Genomic DNA, 20,435 nt, shown 5'->3' with positions numbered 1-20,435 from the left:
TCTTCTCCCTCTGTTATTAACTTTTATGAGACATATTATTAACATCTTACAAGGAGAAAAAAAGCATGAGCCAAATTCACAAACACTCTATTCCTGCAAATATTGCAGAACGCTGCCTGATAAACCCGGAGCAATACCAGACCAAATATCACCAGTCTGTCACCAACCCGGATGCGTTCTGGGGTGAAGAGGGAAAAATCCTCGACTGGATGCAGCCTTACACCAAAGTTAAAAACACCTCCTTTGCCCCTGGCAACGTCTCCATCAAATGGTACGAAGACGGTACCCTGAACCTGGCAGCAAACTGCCTGGACCGTCATCTGGAGACCCGTGGCGACCAGACCGCCATCATCTGGGAAGGCGACGATGCCTCCCAAAGCAAACACATTACCTACCGCGAACTGCACCGCGACGTGTGTCGCTTCGCCAATACCCTGCTGTCGCTCGGCGTGAAAAAGGGCGATGTGGTGGCTATCTATATGCCGATGGTGCCGGAAGCGGCGGTGGCGATGCTGGCCTGCGCCCGTATCGGTGCCATCCACTCCGTTATCTTTGGCGGCTTCTCACCGGAAGCCGTTGCCGGTCGTATCATCGACTCCAACTCTCGTCTGGTGATCACCTCTGACGAAGGCGTTCGCGCTGGGCGCAACGTACCGCTGAAGAAAAACGTCGACGACGCGCTGAAAAACCCGAACGTTAAAACTATCGAAAACGTGGTGGTGCTGAAGCGCACCGGCGGCAATATCGACTGGCATGAAGGCCGCGACCTGTGGTGGCACGACCTGATGGAAACCGCCAGCGACCAGCATCAGCCTGCTGAGATGAACGCCGAAGACCCACTGTTTATCCTCTATACCTCCGGTTCCACCGGTAAGCCGAAAGGCGTGCTGCACACTACCGGCGGTTACCTGGTGTATGCCGCAACGACCTTTAAATATGTCTTCGACTACCATCAGGGCGACATCTACTGGTGTACCGCAGACGTGGGTTGGGTCACCGGGCATAGCTATCTGCTGTACGGCCCGCTGGCCTGCGGCGCGACGACGCTGATGTTCGAAGGCGTGCCAAACTGGCCTACCCCGGCGCGTATGTGCCAGGTGGTGGACAAGCATAAGGTCAACATTCTCTATACCGCGCCAACGGCGATTCGTGCGCTGATGGCGGAAGGCGATAAAGCCACCGCAGGCACCGATCGCTCTTCCCTGCGCATTCTGGGTTCCGTCGGCGAGCCGATTAACCCGGAAGCCTGGGAGTGGTACTGGAAGCAGATCGGCAACGAGAAATGCCCGGTGATGGACACCTGGTGGCAGACCGAAACCGGCGGTTTTATGATCACCCCGCTGCCGGGCGCCATCGAGCTGAAAGCCGGCTCCGCCAGCCGTCCGTTCTTCGGCGTACAGCCTGCGCTGGTCGATAACGAAGGCCATCCGCAGGAAGGGGCGACCGAGGGTAATCTGGTGATTACCGACTCCTGGCCGGGCCAGGCGCGTACCCTGTTCGGCGACCATGAGCGCTTTGAGCAGACCTACTTCTCCACCTTCAAAAACATGTACTTCAGCGGCGACGGCGCACGTCGTGATGAAGATGGTTACTACTGGATCACCGGCCGCGTCGATGACGTGCTGAACGTCTCCGGTCACCGCTTAGGTACCGCAGAAATCGAATCGGCGCTGGTTTCACATCCGAAAATTGCCGAAGCCGCCGTGGTCGGTATTCCGCACAACATTAAAGGCCAGGCGATTTACGCCTACGTCACGCTGAACCACGGCGAAGAGCCGACGCCAGCGCTGTATACCGAGGTGCGCAACTGGGTCCGTAAAGAGATTGGCCCATTGGCAACCCCGGACGTGCTGCACTGGACCGACTCGCTGCCAAAAACCCGTTCAGGCAAGATCATGCGCCGCATTCTGCGCAAGATCGCCGCTGGCGACACCAGCAACCTGGGCGATACTTCTACGCTCGCCGACCCGGGCGTGGTGGACAAACTGCTGGAAGAGAAGCAGGCCATCACGATGCCGTCATAAGGGCAGACTTCCCCCTCTCCTGTTCACCGGGAGAGGGTCGGGGTGAGGGTGCACCGCCGTACACCGCCCCTCGCCCGATCCTTTTTCCGTTCGGAGAAAGGAACAGTACGGTGTTCTGGTTCTGATTTGCACAACAAAAAACACTACGTAAAAAACCTCTGGAGACTCTGTGATGAATGATCAAATTTGTCAGCAGATAGAAGATAGTGCGCATTTCAGGGAGCTCGTCGAAAAACGGCAACGGTTTGCCACCTTCTTATCGCTGATTATGTTAGTGGTGTACGTCGGTTTTATTTTACTCATCGCTTTTGCCCCTGGCTGGCTCGGCACGCCGCTGCATCCGGGCACCAGCGTCACGCGCGGTATCCCGATTGGGATCGGCATTATTGTCATTTCCTTTTTGTTGACCGGCATCTACGTCTGGCGGGCCAACAGTGAATTCGATCGCCTGAACAAGGCCGTACTGCGTGAGGTAAAAGCATCATGAAGAAAGTCCTGACGGCGCTGGCCGCCACACTTCCTTTCGCAGCCAACGCGGCCGATGCGATTAGCGGACACGTTGAGCGCCAGCCAACCAACTGGCAGGCGATTATCATGTTCCTGATTTTCGTCATGCTGACGCTGTACATCACCTACTGGGCCTCAAAGCGCGTACGTTCGCGCAGCGATTACTACACCGCTGGCGGCAACATCACCGGTTTCCAGAACGGACTGGCGATTGCCGGTGACTTTATGTCAGCGGCCTCGTTCCTCGGTATCTCCGCACTGGTGTACACCTCCGGCTACGACGGGCTGATCTACTCACTCGGCTTCCTCGTCGGCTGGCCAATCATTCTGTTCCTGATTGCCGAACGCCTGCGCAACCTCGGCCGCTACACCTTTGCCGACGTCGCCTCGTACCGACTGAAGCAGGGGCCAATCCGCATGCTCTCCGCCTGCGGCTCATTGGTGGTGGTTGCGCTGTACCTGATCGCCCAGATGGTGGGTGCCGGTAAGCTTATCGAACTGCTGTTCGGCCTCAACTACCACGTCGCCGTGGTGCTGGTAGGCGTGCTGATGGTGATGTACGTGCTGTTCGGCGGCATGCTCGCCACCACGTGGGTACAAATCATCAAAGCGGTACTGCTGCTGTTCGGCGCCAGCTTCATGGCCTTTATGGTGATGAAACACGTCGGCTTTAGCTTCAATAACCTGTTCACCGAAGCGATGGCGGTACACCCGAAAGGCGCAGCCATCATGAGCCCTGGCGGGCTGGTGAAAGACCCGATATCGGCGCTGTCGTTGGGTCTCGGCCTGATGTTTGGTACCGCTGGTCTGCCGCACATCCTGATGCGTTTCTTCACCGTAAGCGACGCCAGCGAAGCGCGTAAGAGCGTGTTCTACGCCACCGGCTTTATGGGTTACTTCTACATTCTGACCTTTATCATCGGCTTTGGCGCGATCATGCTGGTGGGGGCGAACCCGGCGTTTAAAGACGCAGCGGGCGCGCTGATTGGCGGCAACAACATGGCGGCGGTTCACCTGGCCGATGCCGTGGGCGGTAACCTGTTCCTGGGCTTTATCTCTGCGGTCGCCTTCGCCACCATTCTGGCGGTGGTCGCCGGCCTGACGCTGGCCGGGGCTTCGGCGGTTTCTCACGACCTGTACGCCAACGTCTTTAAGAAAGGCGCGACCGAACGTGAAGAGCTGAAGGTCTCGAAAATCACCGTGCTGGTGCTGGGCGTGGTAGCGATTCTGCTGGGCATTCTGTTCGAAAACCAGAACATCGCATTCATGGTGGGCCTGGCGTTCTCCATCGCGGCAAGCTGCAACTTCCCGATCATCCTGCTCTCCATGTACTGGTCAAGACTGACCACTCGTGGCGCCATGATTGGTGGCTGGCTGGGCCTGCTGACGGCGGTGATACTGATGATCCTTGGCCCAACCATTTGGGTGACGATCCTCGGCCACGAGAAGGCTATCTTCCCGTATGAGTATCCGGCGCTGTTCTCTATTGCCATCGCCTTTATCGGTATCTGGTTCTTCTCCGCCACCGATAACTCCGAAGAAGGTAATCGTGAACGCGAGCAGTTCCGTGCGCAGTTCATCCGTTCGCAGACCGGTCTGGGCATCAACCAGGGCCGTGCACACTAAAATCCCTCCCCGGCCGCCTGGTCGGGGATCACATTTTTTCCCCCTTCAGGTGACGTTTATCACGTCGCCAAAACGAAAAAAGCCGATGCGCATCACAAGCTTTATCTGCGATTCGCAAAGGCCATCACACTTTTCCCGTTTTCACGCCAATCCCCGGTTTTACCTCTACGACGTTTACAGACAACGCTCGCCGCGCTTTTTATTCTTTACTCAAGGCTTCTGGCAAAGCGGGTTAAGCGCTCCGGGCTTAACAGCAGCGGCAGGAACAGCGGGCCGCTGGCGGGCGGATTCACCAGCCAGCGTTCAAGCGTATCGGCATAGCGAAGTAGCTGCTGTTGATGCTTTTGCAGCGTGTCGGTAGGCAGGCTTTGCGGGCCGTAGTGATCCAGCCACAGGGCGTCGGTCACCGCCGCCGCGACGCGAGAGAACATCTGACTGTAGATTTCCGCGCTGCGCCAGGCGGCTAGCAGCACCTCCAGCGTGTCGTCCGGGCAGGTAATTCGCGGCATCAGCTCCCGCAGATTTTGCACCGTGCGGGTTGCGAGGAAGCAGGCGGCCTCTTTTTCCAGCGTCACCCGCTCGCGCTGCTCTTTGCCAAGCGCCGGGTCGTCGGTCGGCATTAAGGGCTGCCAGGCGTGCATCCAGTTGGCACTGCGGGTGTCCATATGCAGCAACTGCTGCGCCTGAGAGAGGCTCTCCGGGATCTGGCTTTGGTAGTGCAACCGCCGCCCGAGGAAGTTCGGCGTTTTACACAGCCAGTCGTAGCTGGCGTGGACGATGGCAGAGAGCTGATGTTTATCCTGCGTCGAGCGAAAGCCAAGCTGCTGATGCTCGGCCCAGCGTTCAAAGGCCGACGGCGCAGCATCGTCGGTCTGGTTGGCGGCAGACAGCCCAAAGAGATTAATGGCGTTGGCGGAGTCCATAACCCGGCTATCGGGCAGCCACTGCCAGCTTACGCGAGAGGTAATGGCCTCAATTTCGTTTTCGGCGGCGCTCAGCGCCCAGCTCAGGCGGCCGCTGATCTCATCGGCCAGATAGCACGGCAGCGCGGTCCAGCCGTAGCCGGTGCCGAAGAGATCGTACTCGATCCATTTTTTATGCCCCGGCAGCGTCGCGATGTGCGGGTGGTTGGCAAAACCGGGGTGATAGTCCAGCTCGGTGGCTTTGATAGAGGCGCGAACGTCGTCCGAGAGCCGAGCAAGAATGTTGGAAAGCTGCTGGCGCGGCCAGCTGTCATCAATAAAGTCGCGCAGCACCAGCTTTTTCCCCTGGGCGCGCAGCAGGCTCCAGACATCGTGCAGGCTCTGCTGCCAGCGAGCGGTCTGAAAGTCCGGGGTGGTCAGGCTCAGAATCATGCCGCTGAGGTGCGGCAACGACGGCAAGAGCGGATGCAGTATCGCGGCATAAAACTGCTGCCAGAAATCCGGCGCGCTTCTTTCGTCGAAGGTCAGTTCGGGAAATTTACGCTTAACAATATCGTCATTAGGCGCTGCTTCCCCCTGTAACCAGAACGAAAGGTTATTTTCCGCCAGATAACGGTCAACGCGTTTTAAATACTGCAACGCGTAATGCTGCTGATGAATAAGGTTCTCGACGTGGAGTTTCGGACTCAACGGCGAGGGCGTCGCAAGAATGGAAAGCAGTTCCTGTTGGTGCAGGATGATGCCGGTGAAACCGTGCTGTTTCGCGCTTTTAACGCCCTGAATAAACCAGGGCCAGTGCCAGATAAAAGTGCTGTTCAGCTCCATCAATTGATGCGGAATACGTTTCATTGCGTCGCCTTGCTGATTTTGGTGTTGATATATTAATCGAGGATGTCATGAAAAAATATGCGTTGGTCGGGACTGGAGGTCGTGCAGGTTTATATATTTCCGCTATCGGTGGAACCTGGCGTAATAACGCCAAAATGGTCGCCTTTTGCGACACCAACCAGACGCGAATGCACTACGCCAATACGCTGCTGCAAAAAGAGGGAGCTGAGCCGGTCTCTACCTGGAAAGCGGCACAGTTTGAGGAGATGATCCGCGAAACCCGCCCGGACATCGTCATCGTCACCACCATGGACCGCACCCACGACGACTATATCGTTCGGGCGCTGCACGCGGGCTGCGATGTGATCACCGAAAAGCCGATGACCATCGACGAGAAGCGCGCGCTGCGTATTCTGGACGCCATCGAAGAGACCGGGCACACCGTGCGTGTGGCCTTCAACTACCGTTACGCGCCGCACCACAGCAAGGTACGCGAACTGCTGATGCAGGGCGTGATTGGCAACGTCACCTCCGTTCACTTCGAGTGGCTGCTCAATACCGAACACGGCGCGGACTACTTCCGCCGCTGGCACCGCGAAAAACGCAACAGCGGCGGCCTGCTGGTGCATAAATCGACCCACCACTTCGACCTGATGAACTTCTGGCTGGCAAGCTATCCGGAGCGCGTGTACGCCGAAGGCAGCCTGCAGTTCTACGGCAAAGAGAACGCCGAGAAGCGCGGCGTCAGCCAGTTCTACCCGCGCACCCATGGTTATGCCGAAGCGAAGAACGACCCGTTCGCGCTGAATATGGCGGACAACGAACAGCTGAAAGCGCTCTATCTGGATGCCGAGCATGAAGATAACTACTTCCGCGACCAGAGCGTGTTCAGCGACGGCATCACCATCGAAGACACCATGTCGGTGCTGGTGAAATACCAGAACCAGGTGCAGCTCACCTACTCGCTGAACGCCTACCTGCCGTGGGAAGGGCTGAACGTGGTGTTTAACGGCACCGAAGGCCGCCTGGAGATGAAAATCGTCGAGAAATCCTACGTTAACGCCGGTGGTAAACGCGAAAACGAAGGCAGCCTGGAGCAGTGTGATATCACCGTCTTCCCGATGTTCGCCGAACCGTGGAAAGCGGAATTTAACCTCGGTGAGGGCGGCCACGGCGGCGGCGATAACGCCATGCTGGCGGACCTGTTCGGAGAGCCGGGCAACGACCCGCTGCAGCGCGCCGCCGACCACCGCGCGGGGGCGATGTCTATCCTCACCGGTATTGCGGGCAATATTTCGATGCAACAGCAGCGCCCGGTGAACTTTAAGGAGTTTGAACTGGTTTCCCGTCTGAAAAAACGTTAAGCCGCATGCTTTCCGGCGCGGCAGGGAGGCTGCGCCGGAGTGACTGGTCAGTATTTTGCTGTTACTCACCTGTTTAATAACGCTATTAATGCCTCTATCCTGGAGACAAATAATGAATAAACTCGTTTCAGGTGTCATCGCATCGCTGTTATTTTCCTGTACCTCCGCCTGGGCGCAACAGCCCGTTGAATTACGCATGTCGTGGTGGGGCGGCAATAGCCGTCACCAGGCGACGCTGAAAGCGCTGGAAGCCTTCGAGAAAAAGTATCCCGATATCAAAGTGAAGGCCGAATACACCGGCTGGGACGGGCACCTCTCGCGCCTGACCACCCAGATGGCCAGCGGCACCGAGCCGGACGTGATGCAGACCAACTGGCCGTGGCTGATCATCTTCTCCAAAAACGGCGAGGGCTATTACGATCTCAATAAGCTCAAGGGCGAGCTTGATTTCAGCCAGTATCAGGCCAAAGATTTGCAGTCCACCACCGTCAAAGGCAAGCTCAACGGCCTGCCTATCTCAGTCAACGCACCGGTCTTTTACTACAACGATGTGACCTGGCAAAAAGCCGGGCTGGCCTATCCTAAAACCTGGGACGAATTCTTTGCTGCCGGGAAGGTATTCCAGCAGAAACTGGGCAACAACTACTATCCGTACACCATGGTCGATCAGGACGTGATCCTGCTGCTCAACGCCTACATGATGCAGACACACCAGCAGCCGATGTTCAACAGCGACGGTAAGTTTGCCTGGGATGAGGCGCAGTGGATTGAGGCCTTCAACTTTGTGAAGCGGCTGAGCGATGACCACGTGCTGCCGTCACCGAAAACGCTCTCCGCCTACGGCAAGGGCAATCTGTATGAGATGAAGCCATGGATTAACGGCGAATGGGGCGGTCTGTTCACCTGGAATATCACCATCCGGATGTTTGCCAACAACATGACGCCACCGGCGAAACTGGTGCTCGGCGACTATGTGATGCAACCGGGAACGGATGAGTCCGGCGTCTACTTTAAAACCTCGCAGATGTTCTCGGTGGCGAAGTCGACCAAACATCCGAAAGAGGCGGCGATATTGCTGAACTTCCTGGTCAGCGACCCGCAGTCGGTTGAAGCATTGGGGCTGGAGCGCGGTATTCCGCTGAACAAGGCGGCAGAAACGCTGCTCACCGAAAAAGGGGTGATTGACCCGAATGACCCGGTCGTTGCCGGATTACGCCAGGCGCAGTCGCTGCACACCACCGCTGTCGCCACGCCGTATATTGAGGATTTGCAGGTTATCGATCAGTTTACCTCGGCCCGCGAAAAGCTCGACCTCGGTAAGCAGACGACCGCTGAAGTGGTCGCCGATTTCCGCCAGCAGGTGGAGCGCATTGTGCGGCGGTTGAATCGCTAGTTTTTCCTGATGGCGCGTCGCTTATCAGGCCTACGGGATTGCGCCCTTGTAGGCCGGGTAAGCGCAGCGCCACCCGGCAGCAGCATCAGAACATTATCCAGCCCACTAACGGCGCCACCAGCACCATCACCACGCCGGACAGCATCATCACCAGGCTTGCCACCACACCTTCCTGCGGCCCCAGCTCATAGGAGCGCGCCGTCCCGGCACCGTGCGATGCCGCGCCGAAGCCCGCGCCTTTTGCCATCCCTTCACGAATGGATAAGCGCAGGAACAGTACGTCGCCAATCGCCATGCCGAATACGCCGGTCACCACCACAAACAGCGCCACCAGCTCAGGCTGACCGCCGAGGGATTTCGCCGCCGCCAGAGCAAACGGCGTGGTAATGGAACGCACCGCCAGGCTACGTTGGATTTCATCCGGCAGCGTAAACAGGCGTGCCAGCCACACCGAACTGGTCACCGCGACTACCGTCGCCGTGATCACCCCTGCCGACAGCGACATCCAGTGACGTTTGATGATCGCCAGGTTGTCGTACACCGGCACCGCAAACGCAATGGTCGCTGGGCCGAGTAGCCACAGCAACCAGTGCGCTTCGCCCATGTAGTTCTGATAGGAGATATGGCCGAACACCAGCATCAGCACCAATAACACCGGGGTCAGCACCAGCGGCATCAGCGGCAGCTTGCGAAAGCGGCGGTAGAGGCGTTTGTTGGCAAAGTAGAGCACCAGCGTAATCGCCAGGCACAGCACGCTCAGCTGAAAGTTACTCATGGCGCATCCGCTTCAGTTCGTAGCGATAAACCTTATCGACCACCCATGCGGTCGCCGCCAGCACCATCATCGTGCTCAGCGCAATCACCACAAATATCCGCCAGCCGTCGACCATCAGCAGTTGGGCATAGTTCACCACCGCCACCACTGCCGGCACAAAGAACAGCAGCATTTCCGCCAGCAGCCAGCGCGACCCGGCGCGAACCCATTTCAGCGGCACGATATGGCAGACAATCAGCGCCAGCAGCAGCACCATGCCCACCAGGTTAGCGGGCAGCGGCAGATGCCACCGGTTCACCAGATAGTCAGCAAACACAAACAGACCCGCATACAGCACAACCTGCACCGGAACCTGGAGACGGTTTAAAACGGAGGGCACAACGCGCCCTAAGGCCTCAGCCATGGAGGGATGTCCAGAAAAAATGAGAGAGGCACAGTATAGTGAGACAACGATGATGACAAAAATGAATTAAACTCATCGGTAGCATAGTTAAGAGGCATAATCATGGACATCAGAACGCTGCGCTACTTTGTCGAAGTCGTTCGTCAGCAGAGCTTTACCCGCGCGGCGGAGAAGCTCTTCGTGACGCAACCCACCATCAGTAAGATGCTCAAAAATCTGGAAGATGAGCTGAACTGCACCCTGCTCATTCGCGACGGCCGTAAGCTGTTGATGACCGATACCGGGCAGGTGGTGTTCGACCGCGGGCTGGCGATCCTCGACGAATTTCGCCAGCTGGAGGCCGAGCTTAGCGACATTAACCATCTCAACAAAGGCGTGCTGCGCCTCGGTATTCCACCGATGGTTGGCATGCTGATGGCCGGACCCATTAGCCTGTTTCGCCAGCGCTATCCCAGCGTGGAGCTGAAAATCTCCGAGGGTGGCGGGCTAACCGTGCAGCAGGCGGTAATGAACGGCGAGCTGGATCTGGCGATGACGGCGCTGCCGGTGGAAGAAGAGAGCGCACTCACTACCCGGCTCTTGTTCAGTCACCCCCTTTGCGTGCTGGTGCCGCGCTCCGGCGACTGGCTGGAACAGACCTCGGTTTCACCACAGCAGCTTGCCGCGCATCCTTTGCTTATCTACAACGAAGACTTTGCGCTGAGCCGCCAGCTGATGCAGCTGTTTGCGCGCCACAACGTCAAGCCGCGTATTGCGGTACGTAGCGGGCAGTGGGATTTTCTGGCAGCGATGGTCCAGGCGGGCGTTGGCGTGGCAATTCTGCCGGAGCCAATTTGCCGCAGGCTTGATGAGAAAACCCTGCGCTGGCTGCCGCTTGAAAGCGATCTGCGTTGGCAGTTGGGCATGATTTGGCGGGAAGGGGTGTATTTGTCTCACAGCGCCCAGGCGTGGCTGAAGTGCTGCGAGGGGTTTAAGGTGCCGGAGTAGACACGGTGCCATCCCCGGGGTCGGCGTAAACGCCTCGCCCGGGCTACGATATATCACCGTAGCCGGGGCGGCGCCGAGTTTAACTACGCATCTTCAATCAACAGCGCTTCCAGCAGATCGAGGTCATGCAACAGCTTCTGCAGGGTCTCGTTGCTGATCTGGCGCGTCGCACGCAGGTGGTACAGCTCCCCGCGTTCAGAACGTAGCGCCGCGAGGCGGAAGCGGCGTTCAAGCTGCTCTTCCAGCATTGAGGTTTCCACATCGTTACGCCCATCAACGCGACGACGCAGGTTACCAATCACGCGCGAACTGACCTCGGTCAGCAGCTGGTTATCGATATTCTCGGTGGTATCCGCAGCAAGACGCTCTTCCATTTTCTGGATGGCGACAATCGCCACATCAGCCGTGGCGGCCCGCGCCAAACGCTCTTCTTTACGTTGCTGAACGTTATCGGTTGATTCGATATGACGCAGCAGAATCGGCAGCGCAATCACCCCGACAAACAGCGAGAACAGAATGACCCCTGCGGCGAGGAAAATCAGCTCATAGCGCGCCGGGAACGCATCGCCAGAAGGCAGCAGCAGCGGAATGGAGAGCACACCGGCCAGGGTAATCGCCCCGCGCACACCGGCCACGGAAGAGATCAGCAGCTCACGGGTGGTCCATGAACCAAACTCCATCGGTTTCTTTTTCAGGAAGCGTTGGCTCAGCTTGCGCATCGTCCACAGCCAGCCAAAACGCACCAGCATCAGCGCGGCGTAGATCAGGATAATATCGGTAAACAGCATCCAGGTTTCGACGTTCGGGTCAGCCTCTGCAGCTACCAGCGAGCTTTCGAGGATATCCGGCAATTGCAGGCCCAACAGCAGGAACACCATGCCGTTAAACACAAACTCCAGCATCGCCCAGGTGCTGTTGGCACGCAGGCGCATCGCCAGCGGTGCGGTTCGCATCACGCCGGAACGGGTGATGGTCATCCCGGCCGCTACCGCCGCGAGGATACCGGAAACCCCGATATGTTCGGCGATCAGATAAGAAGCGAACGGCAGCAGGAACAGCAGCACAATCTGCGTGGCCGGTTCGTCACCGCCCCAGCGGCTGAGGAAGCGCATTGAGCGACCGTAGGACCAGCTGACCACAAAGCCCGCCAGGATGCCGCCAATCGCCACTTTGAGGAATTCCACCGTGGCGCCACCGACGGTAAACACCATCGTGCCCATCGCTACCGCGACGGCAAACTTCAGCGACACCAGGCCAGAGGCGTCGTTCATCAGCGCCTCCCCCTGCAGAATCCCCATGATTTTTTTCGGGATGCGCCCTTCCCCGACAATCCCTGAGAGCGCCACGGCGTCAGTCGGTGACAGCACGGCTGCCAGCGCAAAGGCCGGAATCAACGGAATACCCGGCACAATCCAGTAGATCAGGAAGCCAATCCCCACCACCGTCACCAGCACTAACGCCAGCGCCAGCCCGAGGATCTCTCGCCCATGCTCAATAAACTCGCGGGTCGGCGTTTTCCAGCCGTCGGCAAACAGCAGCGGCGGGATGAACAGAACGAGGAACAGTTCCGGGTCAAATTCAACGTGCAAACCAAACGTCGGCCACGCCAGCAGCGCACCGATGGCGATTTGCATTAATGGAAGTGGGATCTGGAAGGGCATTACGCGCGTAACCACCCCGGAGAGCGAAACCACGAGAGTCATGATGAGTATGGTAAAGAATATTTCCATGCGTTCCCTGTTTACAGCGTTGTCTTATTATTCAAAACATGAAGCGTCGTGCTTCCGAGTTTACGTTACCCAGATTAACGCAAAAGGAAACGAGAGGTGGCTGAAAATAGAAAAAAAGTCCGGGCTACAAAAAACCCGCCATCAGGCGGGTTTTTTGTACGGCAGTGGCGAGATTAAATCGCCCAACCGCCCGCATAGAACGCCACCAGCGCCGCCGCAATAATCACGGTGCCGATGTTCAGCTTACGCCATTCACCGGAAACCACGCGGCCAATCACCAGGGTCGCGAAGCCAATCATGATGCCGGTAACGATGTTACAGGTCAGCACGATCATCACGGCAGTGATAAGCCCGGACATCGCGTCAACGAAGTCGTTGAAGTCGATGCGCGCCACGTTGCTCAGCATCAGCAGGCCGACGTACATCAGCGCAGGTGCAGTGGCATAGCCTGGAACCAGGTAAGAAAGCGGGGAGAGGAACAGAATCAGCAGGAACAGGATGCCGACGGTGATCGCCGTTAAACCGGTTTTACCGCCTGCTGCCGTACCCGCTGCGGATTCAATATAGACCGCTGCCGGGGATGCGCCCACAACTGCCGAGAACACGCTGCTCAGGGAGTCAGTGGTCAGCGCTTTGCCGCCATTGATAATCTGGCCGTCTTTATCCAGCAGGTTTGCCTGACCGGCGACCGCACGGATAGTACCGGTGGCGTCAAACACCGCGGTCATCACCAGCGCCAGTACACTTGGCAGCACAACCGGGTTCAGCGCGCCCATAATATCAAGGCTGCCGATCAGCGAGTTGCCTTTGTCATCGCTCAGCGATGGCATCGCGAACACGCCGGAGAAGTGTACGTTGGGATCGAAAATCAGACCGACGATGGAGACACCGATGATGGTCAGCAGAATGCCGCCCGGTACCTTCAGTTTCTCCAGACCGATGATCATCGCCAGACCGACCAGCGTCATAATGACCGGGAAACTATCGAACTGACCCAGCGCAACCGGCAGGCCGTCCAGTGGGTTTTTCACTACCATGCCCACACCGTTCGCGGCGATCAGCAGCAGGAACAGGCCGATACCAATGCCCGTACCGTGCGCAATGCCCTGCGGCAGATTGCGCAAAATCCAGCTACGGATACCGGAAGCAGAAATGATGGTAAACAGTACACCCATCAGGAATACCGCGCCCAGCGCAACCGGAATGCTGATGTGCTGGCCCAGTACCAGGCTGAAGGCGGTGAAGGCGGTCAGTGAAATTGCACAGCCGATCGCCAGCGGCAGGTTTGCCCACAGGCCCATCACGATAGAACCGACACCGGCCACCAGGCAGGTGGCAACGAAGACCGCCGCCGGTGGGAAACCGGCTTTACCCAGCATGCCCGGCACCACGATCACCGAGTAAACCATCGCCAGGAAGGTAGTGAGACCGGCGACAATCTCCTGACGAACGGAGCTACCACGTGCAGAAATTTTAAACCAGGCGTCTAAAGAACCGCCGGTACGCGCTGAAGGCGTAGACATAGAAAACATCCCCTGAGAGTTTTTATCATTCGTTCGTCTGCGTGGTGGAACATCCACTTCCAGCTAAGCGTCATCTCCATGTGCTACTTGCGGCAATAGGGGAGCCACAAAAAAGCAAACGATTAACTCCGCGCAGACAAAACGATATTCGGAATTCCTTATTCTCCGCGTGTGCGAGATAAGGTTGACCCGCTCATTTTCGGCGTAAGATGCGTCCGAAATTTGAAGGCAAACGATTATCTGGCTTTTATGCCCCTTTTTTCAACAGAAGTTTGCCCTGGTTTATGAAAATTAACGAATGCCGATGAAGAATTGGTCAACCCATGCGCAAACGTTATCGTTCATGCGCAATCCAGCAACATTTCTATGGCAAAAATGTCGCAATTTTCCGGGGAGGAAGGCATAAGGATTATTCCTCTTCCAGCAAACGTGCCCCGGTTCCTTCTTCCCCCAGTTTATCGCCGGGGTTACGCAGCGGGCAGTCGCGCAACGACATACAGCCGCAGCCGATGCAGCCATTCAGTTGGTCGCGTAAGGCTTCCATCGCGTGGATGCGTTTATCCAGCTCTTCGCGCCACTGCGTGGTGAAATGCTTCCAGTCTTTCGGCCCCAGCGTGTGGTTTTCTGGTAGAACGCGCAGCGATTCGCCGATAGTGCCGAGCGGGATCCCTAACCGCTGGGCAATTTTGATAATCGCCACGTAACGCAAAACATCACGCTTATAGCGCCGCTGATTACCGCTATTTCTCGTGCTACGAATCAACCCTTTGCTTTCATAAAAATGCAGCGCTGATACCGCAACACCAGTTCGTTTCGCTACTTCACCCGGTGAAAGCAGCGTTTTTATTCTCGTCGATTTTTTTTCCATAATCCGCTTTACCTCAAGTTAACTTGAGGAATTATACTCGCCGACAGAACAGAAATCGACGCGAAAATAGACAACGGGGAGAGCCTTATGTCCCATCGGGAAATTATTCAGACGCTAATTGAATGGATAGATGAACATATCGATCAACCGCTTAATATCGACATCGTGGCCCGTAAGTCCGGCTACTCAAAGTGGTATCTGCAAAGAATGTTCCGCACCGTGATGCATCAGACGCTGGGTGACTACATCCGCCAGCGACGCCTGCTGCTTGCCGCAGAGGCGCTACGCACCACCCAGCGGCCTATTTTTGATATCGCCATGGATCTCGGCTACGTCTCGCAGCAGACCTTCTCACGCGTATTCCGCCGCGAGTTCGACCGCACGCCGACAGACTACCGTCACCAGATCTCCGCCTAATCCGCATTCAGGCTGCCGCACCGCGTGTGGTGGCCTTACCCCTTCATTAAGAGTGGTTATTGGATTGACAAAAATCCTGCGTTTACCTCTGGTGAATAAAACAACAAACGTGATATAGTTCACACAATGAGATGAAACAGAAACACCGTTTCACTCAATTTGTGAATGCCTTCAGATAGCCAGAGCGCCCAGAGCCTCATTACACAAGTGCTGTCAGGGCAGCTTGTTGTTTATCTCTGAGGAAAAGGTCCCATGCTTTCACTTACCGCAGGCGTTACGCTGTTACGCTGGCCGTTAACCAGCGCCGTGCTGATGTTCGTTGCTAGTACCCTGAAAATCAAACTCCGTAAAGCTGACTACATCGGTCTGGGTGCTATTTGCAGCATGCTGGGTCTGGCCGCCGCCTGCTGGTTTGCCACGAGCCTTTTAGGGATTACCCTGGTCGAGATTTCCACTATCTTTAACAATATCAAAGATGTGATGGTTGAAGTGATGAGTCAGACGCCGCCAGAATGGCCGGTCGCGCTCTATTAATTACAGAAAACCCCGCCACGGCGGGGTTTTTTATTGTCTGAATGCGGCTATTCTCCGTCTAAGGCCAACGCAATACGCCGGGCCGCTTTTTTGAGTTTCTCCTGCCACTCCCCCACGTTGCTTTGCGCAAAATGTTGAGTCGATGAGACCAGTGCCAGCGCGGCGCAGTGCTCTTTTGGCGCGAAACGCAGCGGCACCGACAGCGATGACACCCCCGCCGCTAGCTCCTCATCCGCCCGGTAGCAGCCCGCTTTGCGAATTTGCAGCATCCGTTTCAGGAACGCCTCTTCCGTTTCGCCTAATCCAGCCACCAGCACCTCTTCACGAAAACGTTCGTACAGCCCACGCTGCTGCTTCGAGGTTTGGTTGGCGATCACCACCTTTGGCGCGCTGCCGGAAAACATCGGGCGCGGGCGGCCTCGGCCGTAAATCAACGCAATTTCCTGAGTCGAGGACTCGTGATGCAAGTCGAGAAACACATCGCCATCAAGCCTGGAGAGCGTGCAGTGGCAGCCCGTCTGCTTCACCAGCTCACGCATCTGCGGGATGCTGGCAGCCAGCAGCGGGTCGGTGCTGCGAATGACATAATCCAGCAGGGTGATGCGCGGCCCCAGCGCATAATAGCCACCGTTAAAGCGCTGCAGCAGGCCAGCATGCATCAGTTCTTTCAGGTAGCGATAGCCAGTGGGCGTGGAGCATCCCAGCGCTTCCACGATACGGTCGGCTTCCCACACGGGGCGTTCTGCAGTGAACAGGTCAAGTACCGACAGCATCCGATTCAGGCTGGTCATCATGTCTCTCCATGGCACAAAATGTGCATTGTAGCGGTTGCCATCGATGCTAACCAGATAGCTGCCTCCGGCGGCCTGAAAAAGCCACACGCCCACCAGGCTTTTTAGCCATATTCGACTAAAATTGACGGATGCGCCTTGCGGAGTGCCGCACCATGAACGCCATCCCTTTTCATCGCCTCATGACCTTCTGTTTAAGCGCCCTGTTGCTGTCCACCCCGGTTTATGCCGCCCCCAAACCGGATGAACAAAGCGACGCGCTGGAAGTGAATATCGAGAGCATCATGCAGCCGTGGAAAGGCGACCTGCCCGGCATGCTTGACCGTCGCGTGATTCGTGTTTTAACCACCTACAGTAAGACCTTCTTTTTTATCGATAAAGGCCAGCAGCGCGGCGCAACGCACGATATTTTCGCCGCCTTTGAGCGCAGCCTGAACGCGCAGTTGGCGAAGGATAAGAAGCTTAAGCAAAAGCACCTCAAGGTGCGGATTATTTTTGTGCCGGTGACCCGCGATAACCTGTTTACCGCCCTCAACGAGGGGAAAGGCGATATCGCCGCCGCCAACCTGACCATCACGCCATCCCGCCAGCAGGCGGTCGCTTTTACCCATCCTATCTATAACGGTATCAAAGAGCTGCTGATTTCTGGCCCCGCGTCACCGCAGATCAAAAGCCTGGATGACCTCTCCGGGAAAACGGTGTTTGTACGCCAATCATCGAGCTATTACGAGAGCCTGACCGCGCTCAACGCGCAGTTCGTCAAAGCGGCAAAACCACCGATCATCATCAAAGCCGCCCCGGAGGCGCTGGAGGATGAAGATCTGCTGGAGATGCTCAACGCCGGGCTTATTCCACTGACGGTCGTTGACCATCACAAGGCGGTTTTCTGGCAGCAGGTCTTCCCCAAAATTCAGGTACATGAGGATGTGGTGCTGCGCGATAACGGCAGCATCGCCTGGGCGGTGCGCAAAGATAATCCCAAACTCCTCGCCGAACTTAACGACTTTGTGAAAGATAACCGCCAGGGCAGCACGCTGGGCAATACGCTGCTGCTGCGTTACCTGAAGAGCGCGAAATACGTGAAGAACGCGGCGGCGGAAAAAGAACGGCGTAAGTTTCTGAAGATGGTGGAGGTGTTCAGGAAATATGGCGATCGCTATGACGTAGACTGGCTGCTGATGGCGGCGCAGGGCTACCAGGAGTCGCGGTTGAATCAATCGGTGCGCAGTCACGTCGGGGCCATCGGCGTGATGCAGGTGATGCCGAAAACCGGCAAAGAGCTGAAGGTCGGCGATATCAAACAGCTCGACCCCAATATTCACGCCGGGGTGAAGTATATGCGCTGGATGATCGACCGCTACTACGGCGACGAACCGATGACACAGCTGGATAAGGCACTGTTCTCATTTGCCTCTTATAACGCGGGTCCGGCGCGGATTGCGCGTTTACGGGTAGAGACGCAGAAGCGCGGTTTTAATCCGAACATCTGGTTTGGCAACGTGGAGAATCTGGCCGCCGAGAAGATAGGTGCAGAGACGGTGACCTACGTTGGCAATATTTATAAGTACTACATCGCTTATCGGCTGATTCTCGACGAAATGAACAGGAAGCGGGCGGCGACGGGAAAACCGCCGATTCTGCCCGCTTCCGATAAAAATGCCGGATAGCACCGGTTACAGAATTTGCTTAACCCGCACACCTTGCAAGCGGCGCAGAGTAATGGTGCTGGCACCTTTGTAAGCATCCTGAATATGCGCGGCGATCAGCGCTACCGCCCGCGCTTCGTCACGTTGTTCAATTGCCTCCAGCAACTCTGCGTGCTCTTTGTAAGTCTGGGTTATCCGGGTTTCATATTCAAAATCGAGCCGCCGCATAATACGAATACGGTTGGTTATATTGGTCAGAATCGCCGTCAACTCTCGATTGCCTGCCGCCTCGGTTAGCGCCAGATGAAACTGCTCGTCCAGCGAAGCGATATCATCACACGCCAGCGCGACTTCCGGCGCAACCTGCCAGACAGCCTTCAGCCCGGCAAGCACCTCACGCTTCACTTTTGCTGACGTCGAGCTGCACAGACTGCGCACCGAATTCACTTCAATCAGCGCGCGGGTCTCGTACAGGTCTTCATAGACATCGAAATCAATGGGGAACACTTCCCAGCCGTTACGCAGGCAGCGTCTGACCAGCCCCTCGTTTTGCAGCAACAGCAGCGCTTCGCGAACCGGCGTGCGGGAACATCCCAGCCGCCGGGCGATGTCCACCTCTGTAAAGCGATCGCCGGGCAGCAGGACGAACTGATAAATTTCCTGCCGTAGCTGCAGAAATACCCGTTCCGAATGCGCAAGAAGCGGCGTAGGTTCCGATGTCGTGACCGTCATAAGTGCTCCGCAATTAACTGTGCTGGCGAATAAAGCGCGCACGCCAGGGTTTCAGCACCCACAGTGCCAGCCCCGCAGTGATGAAATCAAGGGCAATTGCACAGCCGAAGACCACGTGCCACCCTTGAGTGTGCTGGTATAGCAACGCGGCCAGCGGCCCACCGAAAATGGAACCAATCCCCTGCGAGATATACAGCCAGCCGTAGTTTGAGGCGGCATTCTCGCTGCCAAACGTGTCGGTCAGCGTAGAAGGGAACAGCGAGAAGATTTCACCCCAGCCGAAGAACACCACCCCGGAGAGCAGCACAAACAGCATCGGATCCTCCCGACAAGCCAGCCATAGCGTCATCGCTACCCCTTCAAGGGCGAAGGCAATGAACATGGTTTTTTCACGACCGTAGCGGTCAGAAATAAAACCAAACAACGGGCGGGTCAAACCGTTGGTAAAGCGGTCGATGGTCAATGCCAACGGCAGCGCGGCCATGCCGAACACCACGGCTTTACTGATGCCAAAATCTTCGGCAAAGATGGCCATTTGCGAGGTCACCATCAGCCCGGAGGTCGACATCATCGCCATCATGGCAAACATCAGCCAGAACAGAGGCTGGCGCAGCATTTCGCGAGAGGTGAACTGACGCGTCCCCTGCACGATTTTCCGGCTAACCGGCAGCGCAGTCGAATTGGGTGGCAAGCTCAGCCCCTGACTGGCCAATAGCCCGACGATAGCAAAGACGATACCGAACACGGTCATGGTCTGCTCGAGCCCATAACTGCCCAGCGAAATCGAGATCGGGAAGGTGGTCAAAATCGCCCCCATACCGTAACCCGCCGCCACTGCCCCTGCGGCAAAACCCCGGTTTTGCGGGAACCACTTCACCATCAGCCCAACGACACCAATGTACACAATCCCGGTGCCCAACCCACCGATGCAGCCGTAGACCAGGTAGAGCGCCATCAGGCCATTGATATGCGCGGAGAGCACCCAGCTTAGCCCAGCCATCACCGTGCCGATTGAAATCAACAACCGGGGGCCAAATCGTTCAACCAGCCGTCCCTGGAAGGGAGAAAAGAAGGTCTGCAGAATAATCAGCAGCGAAAAGGTTACCTGCAGCTCCGGCAAGCCGACGCCCAACTTTTCCGTCAGCGGTTTGGTCAGCAGCGTCCACACGTACTGCGGGCTGGAGATTGAGGCCATACAGATAAGACCCAGCACCAGCTGCGCCCATTTGCCAAATTTTGGTGCTACCAAAGGTTCTCTGAGAACGGTCATTTTACGCTCCAATAGACGAAAAAATGTCGTCAGAACGCGGGCGCGCCCAGCACGCCTCATCATTCCGCGAATGTTTCATTTGGAAAATGCTGGG

General features: G+C 56.8%; 18 protein-coding genes. 9 read left to right on the top strand and 9 right to left on the bottom strand.

Annotated features, from left to right (window positions below; all coding sequences use genetic code 11):
- Window positions 1–65: 65 nt before the first annotated feature.
- From acs to actP, 3 genes are all read left to right on the top strand, one after another.
- Window positions 66–2,024, top strand: coding sequence for an acetate--CoA ligase (acs, locus tag V6944_RS18570; protein WP_220438984.1), 1,959 nt, complete (start codon window positions 66–68; stop codon window positions 2,022–2,024).
- A 172-nt stretch (window positions 2,025–2,196) separates the two neighbouring features.
- The gene (locus V6944_RS18565) at window positions 2,197–2,511 is read left to right on the top strand and encodes a DUF485 domain-containing protein (protein WP_333500028.1); all 315 of its coding nucleotides are present in this window, start codon (window positions 2,197–2,199) and stop codon (window positions 2,509–2,511) included.
- A complete protein-coding gene (gene actP / locus V6944_RS18560) occupies window positions 2,508–4,157 on the top strand; it encodes a cation/acetate symporter ActP (RefSeq protein WP_333500027.1) in 1,650 nt (549 codons plus the stop codon). Before V6944_RS18565 ends, actP begins: the two co-directional genes overlap by 4 nt.
- A 206-nt stretch (window positions 4,158–4,363) precedes the next feature.
- On the opposite strand, the gene V6944_RS18555 is transcribed toward actP, so the two are convergent.
- Window positions 4,364–5,929, bottom strand: coding sequence for a hypothetical protein (locus V6944_RS18555; protein WP_333500026.1), 1,566 nt, complete (start codon window positions 5,927–5,929; stop codon window positions 4,364–4,366).
- A 47-nt stretch (window positions 5,930–5,976) separates the two neighbouring features.
- Here V6944_RS18555 and V6944_RS18550 point away from each other — a divergent pair, with 47 nt between their 5' ends.
- The gene (locus tag V6944_RS18550; RefSeq protein WP_333500025.1) at window positions 5,977–7,272 is read left to right on the top strand and encodes a Gfo/Idh/MocA family protein; all 1,296 of its coding nucleotides are present in this window, start codon (window positions 5,977–5,979) and stop codon (window positions 7,270–7,272) included.
- Window positions 7,273–7,381: 109 nt separating this feature from the next.
- Entirely contained in the window at window positions 7,382–8,665 is a 1,284-nt protein-coding gene (locus V6944_RS18545) for an ABC transporter substrate-binding protein (protein ID WP_442910757.1), read from the top strand.
- A gap of 85 nt (window positions 8,666–8,750) precedes the next feature.
- Here V6944_RS18545 and V6944_RS18540 read toward each other — a convergent pair whose 3' ends face one another.
- Together V6944_RS18540 and V6944_RS18535 are read right to left on the bottom strand one after the other, a co-directional pair.
- On the bottom strand, window positions 8,751–9,440 hold the full coding sequence (locus V6944_RS18540) for an LrgB family protein (RefSeq protein ID WP_333497075.1): 690 nt from the start codon (window positions 9,438–9,440) through the stop codon (window positions 8,751–8,753).
- On the bottom strand, window positions 9,433–9,843 hold the full coding sequence (locus tag V6944_RS18535; RefSeq protein WP_185668468.1) for a CidA/LrgA family protein: 411 nt from the start codon (window positions 9,841–9,843) through the stop codon (window positions 9,433–9,435). Before V6944_RS18535 ends, V6944_RS18540 begins: the two co-directional genes overlap by 8 nt.
- Before the next feature lie 102 nt (window positions 9,844–9,945).
- Here V6944_RS18535 and V6944_RS18530 point away from each other — a divergent pair, with 102 nt between their 5' ends.
- Entirely contained in the window at window positions 9,946–10,830 is an 885-nt protein-coding gene (locus V6944_RS18530; protein WP_333500023.1) for a LysR family transcriptional regulator, read from the top strand.
- An 83-nt stretch (window positions 10,831–10,913) separates the two neighbouring features.
- Here the strand turns inward: V6944_RS18530 and V6944_RS18525 are convergent, their stop codons facing one another.
- The 3 genes from V6944_RS18525 to soxR form a co-directional block, all read right to left on the bottom strand.
- Entirely contained in the window at window positions 10,914–12,560 is a 1,647-nt protein-coding gene (locus V6944_RS18525) for a Na+/H+ antiporter (protein ID WP_333500022.1), read from the bottom strand.
- A 173-nt stretch (window positions 12,561–12,733) separates the two neighbouring features.
- Window positions 12,734–14,083, bottom strand: a complete 1,350-nt coding sequence (locus V6944_RS18520) for an NCS2 family permease (protein WP_333497077.1) — start codon at window positions 14,081–14,083, stop codon at window positions 12,734–12,736.
- 409 nt (window positions 14,084–14,492) lie between these two features.
- Window positions 14,493–14,951: a redox-sensitive transcriptional activator SoxR gene (gene soxR, locus V6944_RS18515; protein WP_333500021.1), complete on the bottom strand. Its 459-nt coding sequence runs from the start codon at window positions 14,949–14,951 to the stop codon at window positions 14,493–14,495.
- A gap of 87 nt (window positions 14,952–15,038) precedes the next feature.
- Here soxR and soxS point away from each other — a divergent pair, with 87 nt between their 5' ends.
- Window positions 15,039–15,368: a superoxide response transcriptional regulator SoxS gene (gene soxS, locus V6944_RS18510; RefSeq protein ID WP_185668463.1), complete on the top strand. Its 330-nt coding sequence runs from the start codon at window positions 15,039–15,041 to the stop codon at window positions 15,366–15,368.
- Window positions 15,369–15,620: 252 nt separating this feature from the next.
- Entirely contained in the window at window positions 15,621–15,902 is a 282-nt protein-coding gene (locus V6944_RS18505) for a YjcB family protein (RefSeq protein WP_035895939.1), read from the top strand.
- A gap of 47 nt (window positions 15,903–15,949) precedes the next feature.
- On the opposite strand, the gene V6944_RS18500 is transcribed toward V6944_RS18505, so the two are convergent.
- Window positions 15,950–16,696 (bottom strand): IclR family transcriptional regulator, encoded by a 747-nt coding sequence (locus tag V6944_RS18500; protein ID WP_333500020.1) that lies wholly within the window; start codon window positions 16,694–16,696, stop codon window positions 15,950–15,952.
- 152 nt (window positions 16,697–16,848) lie between these two features.
- Here V6944_RS18500 and V6944_RS18495 point away from each other — a divergent pair, with 152 nt between their 5' ends.
- Window positions 16,849–18,360, top strand: coding sequence for a lytic transglycosylase F (locus V6944_RS18495; RefSeq protein WP_333500019.1), 1,512 nt, complete (start codon window positions 16,849–16,851; stop codon window positions 18,358–18,360).
- Window positions 18,361–18,366: 6 nt separating this feature from the next.
- Here V6944_RS18495 and V6944_RS18490 read toward each other — a convergent pair whose 3' ends face one another.
- Entirely contained in the window at window positions 18,367–19,071 is a 705-nt protein-coding gene (locus V6944_RS18490) for a GntR family transcriptional regulator (RefSeq protein ID WP_333500018.1), read from the bottom strand.
- Window positions 19,072–19,084: 13 nt separating this feature from the next.
- On the bottom strand, window positions 19,085–20,401 hold the full coding sequence (gene oxlT, locus V6944_RS18485) for an oxalate/formate MFS antiporter (protein WP_442910756.1): 1,317 nt from the start codon (window positions 20,399–20,401) through the stop codon (window positions 19,085–19,087).
- Between the last annotated feature and the right edge of the window lie 34 nt (window positions 20,402–20,435).

This window comes from Kluyvera sp. CHPC 1.2972, assembly GCF_036759925.1.
In the GTDB taxonomy this organism is placed as follows: Bacteria; Pseudomonadota; Gammaproteobacteria; order Enterobacterales; family Enterobacteriaceae; genus Kluyvera.
This window is presented reverse-complemented; position numbering and strand designations above follow the sequence as displayed.

Bases quoted from the DNA above. Each gene is read 5' to 3' on its own strand.
- acs (WP_220438984.1), top strand. From the start codon at position 66: ATGAGCCAAATTCACAAACACTCTATTCCTGCAAATATTGCAGAACGC.
- V6944_RS18565 (WP_333500028.1), top strand. From the start codon at position 2,197: ATGAATGATCAAATTTGTCAGCAGATAGAAGATAGTGCGCATTTCAGG.
- actP (WP_333500027.1), top strand. From the start codon at position 2,508: ATGAAGAAAGTCCTGACGGCGCTGGCCGCCACACTTCCTTTCGCAGCC.
- V6944_RS18555 (WP_333500026.1), bottom strand. From the start codon at position 5,929: ATGAAACGTATTCCGCATCAATTGATGGAGCTGAACAGCACTTTTATC.
- V6944_RS18550 (WP_333500025.1), top strand. From the start codon at position 5,977: ATGAAAAAATATGCGTTGGTCGGGACTGGAGGTCGTGCAGGTTTATAT.
- V6944_RS18540 (WP_333497075.1), bottom strand. From the start codon at position 9,440: ATGAGTAACTTTCAGCTGAGCGTGCTGTGCCTGGCGATTACGCTGGTG.
- V6944_RS18535 (WP_185668468.1), bottom strand. From the start codon at position 9,843: ATGGCTGAGGCCTTAGGGCGCGTTGTGCCCTCCGTTTTAAACCGTCTC.
- V6944_RS18530 (WP_333500023.1), top strand. From the start codon at position 9,946: ATGGACATCAGAACGCTGCGCTACTTTGTCGAAGTCGTTCGTCAGCAG.
- V6944_RS18525 (WP_333500022.1), bottom strand. From the start codon at position 12,560: ATGGAAATATTCTTTACCATACTCATCATGACTCTCGTGGTTTCGCTC.
- V6944_RS18520 (WP_333497077.1), bottom strand. From the start codon at position 14,083: ATGTCTACGCCTTCAGCGCGTACCGGCGGTTCTTTAGACGCCTGGTTT.
- soxR (WP_333500021.1), bottom strand. From the start codon at position 14,951: ATGGAAAAAAAATCGACGAGAATAAAAACGCTGCTTTCACCGGGTGAA.
- soxS (WP_185668463.1), top strand. From the start codon at position 15,039: ATGTCCCATCGGGAAATTATTCAGACGCTAATTGAATGGATAGATGAA.
- V6944_RS18505 (WP_035895939.1), top strand. From the start codon at position 15,621: ATGCTTTCACTTACCGCAGGCGTTACGCTGTTACGCTGGCCGTTAACC.
- V6944_RS18500 (WP_333500020.1), bottom strand. From the start codon at position 16,696: ATGATGACCAGCCTGAATCGGATGCTGTCGGTACTTGACCTGTTCACT.
- V6944_RS18495 (WP_333500019.1), top strand. From the start codon at position 16,849: ATGAACGCCATCCCTTTTCATCGCCTCATGACCTTCTGTTTAAGCGCC.
- V6944_RS18490 (WP_333500018.1), bottom strand. From the start codon at position 19,071: ATGACGGTCACGACATCGGAACCTACGCCGCTTCTTGCGCATTCGGAA.
- oxlT (WP_442910756.1), bottom strand. From the start codon at position 20,401: ATGAGGCGTGCTGGGCGCGCCCGCGTTCTGACGACATTTTTTCGTCTA.